This is a genomic window from Rhodococcus sp. NPDC056743, from assembly GCF_042790355.1.
Taxonomy (GTDB): domain Bacteria; phylum Actinomycetota; class Actinomycetes; order Mycobacteriales; family Mycobacteriaceae; genus Rhodococcus_F.
The window spans coordinates 412329-426250 of the sequence record NZ_JBHTZI010000003.1; the positions used below are offsets into that span (position 1 = coordinate 412329).

The following is a 13922-nucleotide window of genomic DNA, read 5'->3' on the forward strand; positions in this document are numbered from 1 at the left end:
ACTGGGGCCTACTCATGACGGCTGCAACGGCGGCCGGATGGGTGGACGCCGTTGTCGGCGGCGGCGGACTGATTCTGCTACCGGCACTGTTCCTGGTTGCGCCCCAGTTGACGCCCCAAGCTGCACTCGCCACCAACAAGCTCACCGCGTTCACCGGTACCAGCGCTGCGGTGTGGACGTTCTCACGCCGAATTCCGATGCAATGGCGGCAGTTGATCCCAGCAGCAATCCTCGCTGCGATCACTGCGGCGTGCGGTGCGGCTGCAGTGTCGTTGATCGACAAGAAGTACTTCATCCCGATCGTGATGGTTGTCCTGGTGGCCGTCGCGTTGTTCGTCACGCTGCGTCCCAGCTTGGGGACAACGCTCGCCACCCACCGCCCGACTCAACGCAAGTCTGCTCTGGTGATCCTGTTGTCGGCGGGACTCATCGGGCTTTACGACGGTTTACTCGGCCCCGGAACAGGCACGTTCCTGATCATCAGCTTCGCGACTTTCCTGGGAACGGAGTTCGTCCGCAGCGCCGCGATGGCCAAGGTCATCAATCTGGGTTCCAACTTCGGTGCTTTGACGTACTTTGCCGTCACCGGCCATGTGTGGTGGAGCCTGGGATTGGCGATGGCGGTGTGCAATGTCCTCGGCGCGGTCATCGGTTCGCGCATGGCGTTGAGTAAAGGCTCTGGTTTTGTCCGGATAACGCTGCTGGTTGTCGTGATTGCCATGGTGATTCGCCTGGGGTGGCAGCAGTTCGGCTAGCGTCATGACCGTGACCGTCACCCGAGATGTCGATGCAGATTTCCTCGCCCTCCCGCTGAAGGCAGTAGCGGATGCCGCGCTGTCCGCTGCGCGCGCCGCCGGAGCTGAGCACGCAGATGTGCGTGTGCACCGGTTACTGACGCAGTCGATCAGGTTGCGCGACGGCAAGGTTCAATCCGTTTCGGACAGCGACGAAGTGGGAGTAGCTGTCCGCGTGATCGTTGACGGAACCTGGGGGTTTGCCTCACATGCCGAGGTTTCTCCCACAGTTGCATCCGCGTTGGCGCAGCAAGCCGTCGAGGTGGCGAGGGCATTGCGTTCTCTCAATCGTGATCCGGTGACTCTTGCCGACGAACCGATCTACGTCGACTCCACCTGGGTGTCTCCTTACGAGATAGATCCGTTCACCACTCCGACGTCGGACAAGGTAGATCTCCTCCTCGACTATTCGGGCCGTCTTCAGGCATCCGACGGCGTCGACCATGTCACCGCCGGAGTTCTGCAGGTCAAGGAGCAGACGTTCTACGCCGACCTGGCCGGCTCGTCGATCACGCAGCAGCGGGTTCGCCTGCATCCCGAAATCGAGGCAACAACCGTCGACAAATCGGCGGGCAGCTTCGAATCGATGCGCACCTTGGCGCCGCCGGTGGCGCGGGGTTGGGAGTATCTCGGCGCCGAGAGCACGTGGGACTGGGCGGATGAACTGGCGCAGATCCCGCAGTGGCTCGCAGAGAAGGTCAAGGCGCCGTCAGTGACACCTGGCCCGACCGACCTCGTGATCGACCCGACCAATCTGTGGCTTACCATCCACGAATCCATCGGGCATGCAACCGAATACGATCGGGCGATCGGATACGAAGCTGCCTACGCCGGCACGTCGTTCGCGACCCCGGACAAGCTCGGCACCCTGAAGTACGGCACCGACATCATGCATGTCACCGCCGATCGCAACGTCGAACACGGACTGGCGAGCATCGGGTACGACGACGACGGCGCCGCCGCCCAACGCTGGGATCTCGTCGCTGACGGCACGCTGGTCGGATATCAACTCGACCGCGCATTCGCGCCGCGTCTGGGTTTAGATCGCTCCAATGGATGCTCGTACGCCGATTCGCCACACCACGTACCCATCCAGCGCATGGCAAACGTTTCCCTCTCCGCCGATCCGGAGACCGACACGTCGACGGCCGACTTGATCTCTCGCGTTGAGAACGGCATCTACATCGTCGGAGACAAGTCCTGGTCAATCGACATGCAGCGCTACAACTTCCAGTTCACGGGTCAGCGGTTCTTCAGGATCCGGGACGGCAAACTCGACGGCCAGGTTCGCGACGTCGCATATCAGGCCACGACTACCGACTTCTGGGGCTCGATGGAAGCCGTCGGCGGAGCGTCGACGTGGAAACTCGGCGGCGCATTCAATTGCGGCAAGGCACAACCCGGACAGGTCGCAGCCGTCAGTCATGGATGCCCGTCCGCATTGTTCCGCGGCGTCAACATCCTCAACACCCGTTCGGAGGCCCAGCAGTGATCACGGCGCAGCAGGTAGTGGAACGCGCGCTGGCCGCGCGAACTGTCGACGAATCGATCGTCATCGTCACCGACGCCAGCGAAGCGTCGCTGCGGTGGGCCAACAATTCCATGACCACGAACGGCGTCTCACTTTCTAGGACCTGGACCGTCATCTCCATTGTTCGGAACGGTGACATCGCCCGCGTCGGCACGGTCAGTTCCAGCAGCGTTGATCCAGCACAGATCGAGACCGTTGTGAAGGCCAGCGAGGACGCTGCCCGAAGTGCAACACCCGCCGACGACGCCTCCGAGCTCGTTCCGGAAGGTCCGGCAGATTCGGGGTGGGAATCCGGTCCCGCGCTCACGGACATCGCCGTCTTCGGTCGCCTTGCGTCCGACCTCTCAGTCGGATTCGACGGACAAGACCAACTATTCGGCTTCGCCCATCATCAACTGCACACCACATGGCTCGGAACCTCCGCCGGCCTTCGTCGCCGCACCGTGCAGCCCACCGGCTCGATCGAGATCAACGGCAAACGCGGCGACGCCAGCGCCTGGGTCGGATCCGGGACAGTCGACTTCACCGACATCTCCGTACCCAATCTATTGACCCAGTTGACCACTCGTCTCGACTGGGCGAAAAACTCGGTCGCCTTGCCGGCTGGGCGCTACGAAACAATTCTTCCGCCCTCCGCGGTTGCCGACCTCATGATCTACCTGATGTGGACGATGGAAGGCCGCGGAGCCGAGGAAGGCCACACCGCGCTGTCGAAAACCGGTGGCACACGAATCGGCGAAACCCTCGGATCGCTCGCTTTGACGCTGACCTCGGACCCCGGCGCCGACGGCCTGGAATCCGCGCCGTTCGTAGTCACCACGTCGTCGAGTGAATCCGTATCCCTCTTCGACAACGGCATGGACATCGATCGCGTCGACTGGATCAAGGACGGCACGATCTCCGCCCTCGCGTATCCACGTCACGCTGCCCGCGAATTCGATCGACCCGTTGCCGTGCCCGGCGACAACCTGATCCTGACCGGCGGCGATGACACTGGTATTGAGGACATGATTGCAAAAACCGAACGCGGTCTCCTCCTCACCACACTCTGGTACATCCGCGAAGTTGATCCGACAACGCTGCTGCTCACCGGGCTGACCCGCGACGGTGTGTACCTCATCGAGAACGGCACGATCGTCGGCGCGGTCAACAACTTCCGGTTCAACGAGAGCCCCCTGGACCTCTTGCGCCGTGTCACCGAGGCTGGACGCACCGAGATCACTCTCCCCCGCGAGTGGAAAGACTGGTTCACCCGCACCGCCATGCCACCGCTGCGCATTCCCGACTTCCACATGTCGTCAGTCAGTGCGGCGCAGTAGAAACGTTTCTCTCCAACTCCCTCGGGGTAGGCCATTGGATAGGACTACACGAAGAAGTTTTGCAATGGAGAAGTACAAGATCACCCTCCCGGAAGGCACCTCGACGGTTGGTGAATTCGAATCCGACCGGGACGCTATCGCCCACGCAGTGAAGTTGAATCACGGATGCAGTGACAGCGTCTCGGTATCGCGGATCGACAGCACCGGAAAATTGATACCGACCTGGCTGCATTGCGTTCCCTCCGCTCAACCGAAAAATCAACCGCAAGTATCGAATTCGACACAACACGCGTGAGAGTTACACACTGGAGTGACTAGGGCAGCGGAATGATCGCTGCCGCCAATACAGCGGGCGGTGGCAACTTCAGATGCGTCGTGACGGGTTCGAGACCGATCTCCGGCCACTCTGCGATGAGAGGCAGATCCTCTGTGTCAGGTAAGGGCGTGAGCTCAAACAGATACTCACGCTGTTGTATCTCGGAGTTCACGTATCCCTGGCCATCTCTATGCCGAGTGGGTTGGAGCACCGAGTCCTCGAGAGCTCTCAACCGCAAGGGGCGCCCATATGTCGCGCCGGGCCGGCGTCGACCCGTTTCAGGATCGGTGACTGCAGGAGCCGTGTACTGGCGCAGCAGCGCGTCAGCATGAACGCCTGTCGCTACCACGACAACAGCGAGTTCGAGCCCCGATGTGTAGGCCACAATCGACCGTAGCCCCACCGTCACCCCATCCACTTGGGCCAGCAGCCTCGGACCGTGTGCGATTGCACCCAACTCCTTGGCGTCGGGCGGCATGAATCTCTGATACCAAACCATCATCTGAGCCTGGCACACGAACTGACGACCGCGCAGTCGTTGAGCAACAACGAACTCACGGGTACGGCAATCTTTAGCGTACTTTTTGCCACATAAACGCAGTCAAGAGCGTCGTTGATGTACCGACGCCGTTACTGTCCACGGACTCGGATCACCCCACTGATCGTTCCCTGAAGGTAGTCGCTACTCGAATTGATCAGGGCAGACATCTGCAGGGTGTCATTGACGATTGTTCCGGGCAGATCCCGCGTCGCAAGTACGGAACCCGTATTCGGATCGATCACGGTAAACGCAAACCCATCGAGCGGAGTGGTGCCGTCAGACGAGAGCGGAAGGCCTTGACGGACAACGGTGTACAGATTTCCGTCGGCTGTCGACAGGTGCGGAACAGCGGAGCTGCGAACATCGTTGTCCCACACTGTGTGGCATCCGGTTCCGGCACCATCGATATCGACGCGCGTCATCCCGCCGACAAACGGTGCGGTCGCGGGTACAGCAGGACCGGCGCCCGCCGGCACTGTCGGATAGGGATAGCCGTAGGTGCCGGCAACGAACACCGAGTTGCCGATGCCGATTGGCGAGTTCTCACTGCCCGGACCCGAGGTAGTGAGAACCTTGTGACTACACACCATTTCACCGGTTGCAGCGCGATAGACCAACACAGACACCTGGGTGTCTGCATTGTCGACAACGGTCAGGTAATCATCACCATTGGGACCGAAATACGTCGGCGTCGAACCGGTCCCCCAGCTCAGTTGACCTGGTTTGCGGGCACTGCCCCGGTCGTACGGTGCACGCCAGTCGATCTTCGGGGTGCCGTCCTGCCCGGCGCTGAACTGGTACAGCGCATGAGTAGTCGCAACTGCGGTACCGAAAGTGGCGGTGGAGATACTGTTCTGTACTTCCTCACCCGCCGGCAATTGCAGTGTGCGAGCGACCCCTTCCCCGTCAACGCGCCCGACGCGACCGGCTCCGGTCGCGAACCACACATTGCCCTGCCAGTCCGGAGCAAGGCCAGTGACGTTGTCTCCATCCGGAATTGACGAAGCAAGGTCAACGGATTGGTCGATGAACAGCCGCCAACCACCGTTTGCCATCCGCTCGTGCTGCACCCGTACCAGTTGGCGGTCACCATCCACCGCAACCAGACGATTCTGGTTGTCCAAGTACGCATAGACACCTCCGAGGAGGCTGCCTTTTGCAAGTTCAAGTTGTGCGACGGAAGCAGCCGGTGAGAGTGATCCGGCTGACGAACCCGCCGAGCCCGTCCCGAGGCTCGAGGTATCTATCAGGTGCACAGTTGGAATCTGGCCGAGAATGCTGGTGCACAGCGCTAGCACCAATCCGTCGGAACCTTCGAGCAGCGTCGGACACGCGGCCGCCAAGGGAAGCGGGTCGACAGCCAGTTTCCCAGTTCCCGGGCCGCTGAGTGGTGTTGCGTCGGAGGAACCCGCGTCGCCGTGCATCGTCGAGGTACCCATAGGTCCCAGGAACGGGTTGGGATCGGCGAGTGGGCCCCATGAAGACGGCTGAGCGGATGCATTTCCGCTGGCAGCGGCAATGAGTACCGCAGTAAGAGCTGTCAGAACCAGTCGACCGCTCGTCCCGCCCCGCACCTTCTGCATCGCATCTCCATACGTAGTGGAAGTGATTTCGCGGACGACAGACAGAGACCCCGCGCTATGTGCGGTTCGAGTCGACCACACATTTGTTTGCGGCCAGGCCTGTTCACGAAAAATCGCGACAATTACCGCAAAGAGGCGACGCTACGCATGGCCACCCCAACTAGGCGCTTGAGCGATCAGAGACTTCGAGGTCAACAGACGTGGTTCACTTCCGTCAGGGTTCATTACCCAGATTCCGACGAGGGTACGAGGTTCAGTCACCCCGTGCGTATAGACGATTTTCGAGCCATCCGGCGAATACACTGCTCCGACATCATGTTCCGTCGTGAGTGCTCGAATATCCTTACCATCGGCTGTCATCACATATGTCTCGGATTGGTTTTTCCCGCCTCGGTTGCTCGAGAACACGATGGTCGACCCGTCCGGCGAATAGGCGGGGTCGGAGTTCCAATACTGGTCACGCAGTACCTGAAACCATCCGGTGCCATCTGCTGAAAACCCTGCGATGTAACCATTTTCATTGAAGATGATCTTCGTGCCGTCCTGGGAGAACGACGGAAAGGATCTACTCGGGATGCTCCGATCGTCATTGACCTCCGGTGAGAGTTGTTGCCGCTCGGAACCGTCCGCGTTGACCAGGCAAATCCCACCGACGCAGCCGAATACGATCTTCGAACCGTCCGGCGAGAAGTTGGGTGAACCGCCGCGATCGGTCACGGTTGCCTGCTCGGTTCCGTCGACGTTCATCACCGCGATCCCCGATCCTCGTGTGTAAGCAATCTTGCTGCCGTCCGGGGACACCGCAGGGTCTGACGCGTATTCGGCGTAGTTGTCGTCAGTGATGCTAGTGGTGAGCTGGCGAAGGCCGCTCCCGTCCGGCTTAATCGTGTAAATCGAACCATCACCATCACCATCAGCGAAGGCGATGATTTCTGTCGCCACATCACGTTCCGGTTCAGGGCTGCTACAGGCGGTGCCCATGACCATGGTAAGAGCTGCAACAACGAGGACTTTCGATTTGCTTGATCGAAGCCGCGCGCCGTTTCTTCCCAGCCTCATCATTGACATCAGCTCCTAATCGTGAGGACCAGGGACCCTGGTCGCCATTACTGCGAGTGTGCCAGGGACCGCAGACCAATAAGTCCGACACTGCCAATTTCGACTCACAGGGTGCAATTGGGGATCGGTGACTGGGCGCCAATCAATACGGGTCCGACTGAATCCAATGCACCGTGCCACAACGCACGTCAACATCGACTCGTCGGCGGATGCCGTCAGGAGACTGCGCGGCGAGGGGAACGACATCGGGAGCGGGGCTACCTTGCGCTGAAAAATAGCGCGACGATCAGTCGTCGGGTGATCCTGCAGTCCGTATTGGCTCCGCGCGGACCTGGCAGCAGCGCGATGTTGGGCTCTGCTGCTTCTGCTGCCCGACAATTGCCGTCCCGATGCCCTGTCGGAAATCGGCCCCCGGCAGCGTGTCGGGATTTCGCCGAGGTCGCTCGCCGATTGTGCGCACGCGCGCGTGATCAGCCCTGCGTGAGCGCAATTGCCGCGCGGCGATCACCCGCATGATCTGCAACTTTTCAATCTCACCGGAACGATGTACCCGACCTAGCAGCGTGGCCGTACGACAAACGCGACAGCGCGCACATTTTCGCTCCATAGCCGGATCTGGTCGTCAGCCGTGGTCAGATCCCACCGACCAGTTCGAGAACGGCTGGGAAACTAAGATGCAGGCGCAGTGACTTAACGCGCTGAATTCATCACAGCCGGACCCGATCAATAGCTAGGCTCACGGTATGACACGACAGGTAAGCGCATGGGGTGGGGCGCTCTGGCTGAGCCCGCAGCATCGCAAAGAAGCACTCGATGCTGCTCGCGAGCTCGACGAGTTGGGTTACACCCGTCTGTGGACGTCGGGCGGCTTCGGAGAAGGCCTCCCCGGAGTGTACGAAGAGGTGCTATCCGCGACAACGCGAATCGGTGTTGCCAGCGGAATTGCCAGTATCTGGCATGCCGAACCCACTGAAACCGCCCACGTTGTCAGTGCACTCGAGCGCGAATACCCGGGCCGCTTTCTGCTCGGAGTGGGAACCAGCCACGCACCGATCGTCGATGTGAAGGCTCAACACACGTACACCAAGCCCTACACTCACATGGTTCAGTACCTCGACGCTTTGGACGCCGCACCGGAGCCGGTCCCCGCCAGCCGCAGGGTCTTGGCGGCCCTCGGCCCTCGCATGCTCGAGCTTTCAGCGGCACGATCCGCAGGAGCACACCCGTACTTCGTCCCGCCAGAACACACAGCCCTTGCACGAGAGATACTCGGAACCGAGCCACTGCTCGCACCTGAAGTTGCCGTTGTCCTCGAAGAGGACGAAACCGTTGCGCGCAGGATCGCCCGCGATTACATGCGCGGCTACCTGTCGTTGCCGAACTACTCGGACAACCTCCGCCGTCTCGGCTACACGGACAAGGATTTGTTGGACGGCGGCAGCGACGGCCTGATGGACAAGCTCATCCCGTGGGGTGACCTCGAACGTGTCTGCGCCGGCATCGAAGCGCACTACGAAGCGGGCGCCGACGAAGTCGCCATCCAGGTACTCACCGCCGATGCGACTGCTTTTCCCGCCGCCGAATATCGGAACCTCGCAACGGCATTGATCGTCTGACAGCCACCTAGAACGCTTGCACGAACGTGTACCAATCGCCGTCGAACGCCTGGTAGCCGATGTCACCGTCATGTCTTGGATCACCGAGGTACGGCGCTCCGTCCGGCAGGTACGCAAGACCAATCGAATTGATCAGCCCGCCTTCGAGGTAGAAGAGACACCCGTCGCCGACTGGCTCGATTCGCCGAACCTGATACGCGCCTATCCGCCGGTCAGTCGACGACGTCGAGCATTCCTGAGCCTCGGCAACCAGTGAGCTCTGCGACGCCATGAACGCCACTCGTGACGGCACGGACAGCATCACCAGTGCGCCCGTGACGAGAACAAGTCCCGGCGCAATGAGACTCCACCGCATTGCTCGAAATTTGAACCAGCCAATCACGCTGAGTATCAACCACACTGCACCCAGGACGGCGAGCACGACTATGGCGAGCGCGTAGTACGCATACGAAACAAGTGGGACAACACTCCACAGAACAACACCACAAGCGCCGGCAACGAGCAGTGCTGTGATGCCGACGAGCACGGTCCACCAGTCCGCCGGGCCAGCATCTTCCCTCATCTACCGACTCTGACATAGGAAGCTTCACACAGTGCCGAAACAGGACACATCACGTCGAGCGTGGGCGGTGTGAAAAGCACTGCTTCGTCACTAACGTGGGATTCGGAGCGATCGCGGCTCGCTCCCCTACCGACGCGAAGGAGGTTCACGTGAGCACCATCGAAAGTCAACCAGAGGCCACACAACGACTGTCCGTCAGCGACGTAGACCCTGAGGCGTACAAAGGCATGCTGGCTATCGAGAAATATGTCCACGCCGGAGACCTCGAACCGAAAACCCTCCATCTCCTGAAAATCCGTGCCTCGCAGATCAACGGCTGCGCATACTGCCTCGACATGCACACAACTGAATCTCGAAAAGATGGCGAAGATCAACGCCGATTGGACGTGTTGTCAGCGTGGCGAGAAGCGTCGTCATGGTTCAGCGAGGCTGAACAAGCAGTGCTGGAGTTTACGGAACAGGTGACGCTGATAGGAAAAGGTGGAGTATCTGATGAAGTATAGACGCGAATGCGGGCGTCATACACCGAAAACCAGATTGTTCGCCTACTGATGGCAATCTCAGCGATCAATATATGGAACCGACTGGCTATCTCAACCCATCAGGAGCTCACCCCGCTCTAATGCTTGGCGGATCAGAATTAGGTCCGCATTTTGGGATGCAGATGACTTGACCGAAAAACAGGTTCCATATTCAATCAGAATCGACACAAGGCAAGCACTCGAGGCACAGAAAACGACAGTAGGTGCTGCGTAGGCCCAATAAAACAGGCCCACACAGCACCATTTGTCGCTTACTCTATTCTGGGGTCTCCGGCGAGTCCGATGAGAAGGAATCTACAAATGCGATCAACTTTTGCAGCACTGCCGAGATATCGAAATCTTCCAAACTTCCCATTTCAATCTTCCCTTCGTGTCGAGGTTGAATCAAATCCTTACAACACAGAACGTAGATCATATTTTGCCATCTCGCACGCCAACCCAACTGAAGAGTCGAAACTCCGACAATCAGCAAGACCTCGGCTAATTTAGCGCATACAGCCTGCTCAATCGACTTTAACCTACACATTAATCCCATCTGAAATGCGTGGTGAATAAATTCAAGCTAATCTTCGGAAAAGTTTTATCGGACCCCGCGTGTCGGAATCTTTCGGACATGAACAACACGCGGCACCACGCGCGCACCGCCACTCTGTCCGAAATATCCGTTACCGTGAAGAGAACCGCACTGCCGGAGGGAGCGAGATTGGAAATCCGCGCAAGCACTTCGATGCCTGAAAAGCGCGAAGTCCTGTCTACCTCGATCCATATGTCCAGATCGTCTGCGCAGCTGCCATGACGATCTGGCATTCGGACGGAACTCCTCGGGCGTCGATCGTCATCGACGGCAAGGCCTTGCGCGCCGTCTTGTTCGACATGGATGGTGTGGTCACCGACACCGCCAAAGTTCACCTCGCGGCCTGGCGTCGACTCTTCCACTACTTGTCCGAACACGGTGGGATCGGCGACGTCGAACTCAGCGACCACGACTACCGGCAGTACATCGACGGTAAAGAACGAGCTCGCGGCCTGCAGTCGTATCTCACTTCACGCGATGCGGTTCTCCCGCTGGGAAATTCGGATGATTCTCCGGACGCGGTCACCATCAGCAGCCTTCTCCGTCGTAAGAACGCGTACTTCCTCGAGGAACTTGCCCGACATCGCGTCGACGTGATTGTTCCTACGGTTCGGTGGATTCAGCAGTTGCGGTCGGCTGGCGTCTACACGGCGATTGTCTCGGCAAGCAGGAACGCGAAGTTCGTACTCGACAGCGCCCACCTCGCTGATCTCTTCGACATCCGCTTTGACGGCATCGACGCAGCGAAGCTGGGCTTATCGGGAAAACCGAACCCCGACACTTATCGGGAAGCAGCGGCGCGCCTGTCCATCCCACCCGCTGAATGTGTTGTCGTCGAGGATGCGACCGCCGGAATCCGCGCCGCCCATTGCGGCGGCTTCGGCATGTGTGTCGGCCTTGGACCGGCTGAAAATGCTGCAGACTTGACTGACAGTGGAGCCGATCTCGTGGTCTCCGACGTCAGCGAGATCGACTTCCGCTTCGTCACCTCCGCATTGGCAGAGGGCGACAACGACGACGCTGCATGCGAACTGTGTACTGACGGTGCCGACGCGTCGTGGTCGCTTGAATACCGTGGTCTCAACCCCGACGCCGCTGGGGTGCGGGAAACGCTGTTGACACAAGGAAACGGCTATTTCGCCACCCGCGGAACGCGCTCGGAATCGTACGACGACGGCGTGCATTACCCCGGCACATACGTCGCTGGGTGCTACAACCGATTGATCTCGGAGGTGGCAGGTAGATCTCGCGATGACGAGAGTGCCGTCAATATTCCGGATTGGACGGTCTTCACCGTGGCTGGACCCGACGGTGATTGGCTCGGGAGCGGGTCCCATCTGATCGATCACCACCATGAAGAGTTCGATCTACGCAGCGGGACGGTTCGCCGCGAGACGACTTTCCGCGACATCGCCGGCCGGGTGACCAGAATTCGCCAACGACGATTCGTCTCGATGGACGATCCTCACCTCGCGGCAATAAGCACGACGATCATCCCCCAGAACTGGGACGGCACTGTCCATGTGCGTTCGGGAATCAACGCTGATGTGTGCAACAACAATGTCCCGGATTATTCCTTGCTTGCGAAGCGTCATCACGCTGTAGTCGCCGCAGAAGCTGTTGATCACGACTGTGTTTCGTCGACCGTCGAAACGTCGACGTCGCATATCCGTGTGTCGCAATGTGAACGGTTGAGAGTCCGTCTCGATGATGGGTCGACGCCGCAACACACACGGCGAGTGGACGTCAGTGGCGGCGCCGTCACACAGGTTGTCACATACGCGGCATCGGCAGGTCAGCCCGTTGTTTTCGAAAAGACCATGTCACTCTTCACGTCTCGTGACCATGCGACGGTTGAACCTGAACACGCGGCGCGCGAACACGCGATCAATGCCACCGATTACAGCGAGTTGTTCCGCCGCCATTGCATCGCCTGGGATCTTCTGTGGCACAAATTTGCCATCAGCCTGGGCTCCGATGTCACGACATCGTTGGCTGCCAACGTCCTGATCGTTCACGTGCTCCAGACGTTGTCCATGCACACTATTGATCTCGATGTGGGCGTGCCCGCGCGGGGACTGCACGGCGAAGCCTACCGCGGGCACGTGTTCTGGGACGAATTGTTTGTGACGCCAATCCTGACCTTGCGCCTACCTGAACTGACACGATCATTGCTGCTGTATCGAAGTCGGCGTCTTCGACAGGCGCAACGCAACGCCAGGAAACTAGACCACGATGGCGCTCTGTTTCCGTGGCAGAGCGGTAGCGATGGGCGCGAGGAAACGCCTCCAGCATTGTTCAATCCTCGTTCCCAGCGCTGGATGCCCGACAATTCCCGACGTCAGCATCACGTCAACCTTGCTGTCGCATACAACGTGTGGCAATACTGGCAAACAACCACCGATCTCGAGTTTCTCAGGAATCACGGGCTTGAACTTCTTGTCGAGAATGCGCGTTTTTGGATCAGTCGAGCTGAATACGACGCCACCGACGACCGATACGACATCCGGGGCGTCATGGGTCCAGATGAATTTCATGACGGCTATCCGGACCGTCCCGGCGAAGGCATCGACAACAACACGTACGTCAACATCATGACGGAGTGGTCACTGATGCGCGCGCTCGACGCAGTCGAGATACTCGGCCGCACAAGCCTATCCATCACCGACGATCTCGAGGTCACGGAAGCCGAGTTGGCCACCTGGGAAAAGGTGAGTCGACGCCTACGCCTCGCCTTCCTTCCGAGTGGACTGCTCGCGCAATTCGAGGGTTTCGACGCACTCGAGGAACTGGACTGGGCGGACTACCGCTCCCGGTACATCGATATCGGTCGGCTCGATCTCATTCTCGAAGCCGAAGGCGATTCAACCATCCACTACAAGGCGTCAAAGCAAGCTGACACACTCATGCTGCTCTACATCTTTTCCGCCGAGGAACTGACTGATCTGATCGCACGGTTGGGCTACCACTTCGATCCGTCGTCGATTCCGTCCATGATCGACTACTATCTGTCCCGCACTACGCACGGATCGACTCTCAGCCGAATCGCACATACCTGGGTGCTGGTGCGAGGAAATCGTTCGCAGTCATGGGACATGCTTCGTACCGCGCTCGCGTCGGATCTCTCGGACAGCCAGCGTGGCCGCACGCGCGAGGGTATTCACCTCGCTGCGATGGCCGGCGCGATAGATATTCTCGAACGGTGTTATACGGGCCTCGACTTCCGCGAAGATGTTCTCTGGCTGCACCCGCAATTGCCGCTCGAACTGAGTGCACTCGTCTTCACGATCTATTACCGTGGCCATCGGTTGCAGATTCAATGCACGCATTCTTCAGTGACCGTGACCTCGGAAACGAAAGATGCTGCACCGATTGCACTTTCAATCCAAAGCCGCAGCCACACCGTGTTCCCGGGTACGTCTGTGACTGTCGCCGCCCAGTAGCTTTCGACATACCGATGAGCAGTACACTCACCAACGTAGGAC

The 13922-nt window shown here is 59.4% G+C and carries 10 protein-coding genes; 6 read left to right on the top strand and 4 right to left on the bottom strand.

Annotated features, from left to right (window positions below; genetic code table 11):
* Window positions 1–14: 14 nt before the first annotated feature.
* Genes ACFRFQ_RS09185 through ACFRFQ_RS09195 form a run of 3 tightly spaced genes read left to right on the top strand, consistent with a single transcriptional unit; the run spans window position 15 to window position 3644 of the window.
* Complete coding sequence (locus ACFRFQ_RS09185) at window positions 15–755, top strand: TSUP family transporter (protein WP_378656322.1); 741 nt, start codon at window positions 15–17, stop codon at window positions 753–755.
* 4 nt (window positions 756–759) lie between these two features.
* Window positions 760–2286: a TldD/PmbA family protein gene (locus ACFRFQ_RS09190; RefSeq protein ID WP_378655923.1), complete on the top strand. Its 1527-nt coding sequence runs from the start codon at window positions 760–762 to the stop codon at window positions 2284–2286.
* Window positions 2283–3644 (top strand): metallopeptidase TldD-related protein, encoded by a 1362-nt coding sequence (locus ACFRFQ_RS09195; protein WP_378655926.1) that lies wholly within the window; start codon window positions 2283–2285, stop codon window positions 3642–3644. The genes ACFRFQ_RS09190 and ACFRFQ_RS09195 overlap by 4 nt, the downstream gene beginning before the upstream one ends.
* Window positions 3645–3958: 314 nt before the next feature.
* Here ACFRFQ_RS09195 and ACFRFQ_RS09200 read toward each other — a convergent pair whose 3' ends face one another.
* The 3 genes from ACFRFQ_RS09200 to ACFRFQ_RS09210 all read right to left on the bottom strand — a co-directional run bounded on the left by ACFRFQ_RS09200 (window position 3959) and on the right by ACFRFQ_RS09210 (window position 7152).
* Window positions 3959–4459 carry a hypothetical protein gene (locus tag ACFRFQ_RS09200; protein WP_378655928.1) on the bottom strand — a complete coding sequence of 167 codons (501 nt, stop codon included), beginning with the start codon at window positions 4457–4459 and terminating at the stop codon, window positions 3959–3961.
* A gap of 131 nt (window positions 4460–4590) precedes the next feature.
* The gene (locus ACFRFQ_RS09205) at window positions 4591–6084 is read right to left on the bottom strand and encodes a hypothetical protein (RefSeq protein ID WP_378655931.1); all 1494 of its coding nucleotides are present in this window, start codon (window positions 6082–6084) and stop codon (window positions 4591–4593) included.
* A 141-nt stretch (window positions 6085–6225) separates the two neighbouring features.
* Complete coding sequence (locus ACFRFQ_RS09210; RefSeq protein WP_378655933.1) at window positions 6226–7152, bottom strand: hypothetical protein; 927 nt, start codon at window positions 7150–7152, stop codon at window positions 6226–6228.
* 734 nt (window positions 7153–7886) lie between these two features.
* Between ACFRFQ_RS09210 and ACFRFQ_RS09215 the strand changes: the two genes are divergently transcribed.
* On the top strand, window positions 7887–8759 hold the full coding sequence (locus tag ACFRFQ_RS09215) for a TIGR03620 family F420-dependent LLM class oxidoreductase (protein WP_378655936.1): 873 nt from the start codon (window positions 7887–7889) through the stop codon (window positions 8757–8759).
* 7 nt (window positions 8760–8766) lie between these two features.
* Here the strand turns inward: ACFRFQ_RS09215 and ACFRFQ_RS09220 are convergent, their stop codons facing one another.
* Window positions 8767–9321, bottom strand: a complete 555-nt coding sequence (locus tag ACFRFQ_RS09220; RefSeq protein ID WP_378655939.1) for a hypothetical protein — start codon at window positions 9319–9321, stop codon at window positions 8767–8769.
* 149 nt (window positions 9322–9470) lie between these two features.
* On the opposite strand from ACFRFQ_RS09220, the gene ACFRFQ_RS09225 reads away from it, so the two are divergent.
* Together ACFRFQ_RS09225 and ACFRFQ_RS09230 are read left to right on the top strand one after the other, a co-directional pair.
* Window positions 9471–9824, top strand: coding sequence for a carboxymuconolactone decarboxylase family protein (locus ACFRFQ_RS09225; protein WP_378655941.1), 354 nt, complete (start codon window positions 9471–9473; stop codon window positions 9822–9824).
* An 831-nt stretch (window positions 9825–10655) separates the two neighbouring features.
* Window positions 10656–13880, top strand: coding sequence for an HAD-IA family hydrolase (locus tag ACFRFQ_RS09230; protein ID WP_378655945.1), 3225 nt, complete (start codon window positions 10656–10658; stop codon window positions 13878–13880).
* Window positions 13881–13922: the final 42 nt, after the last annotated feature.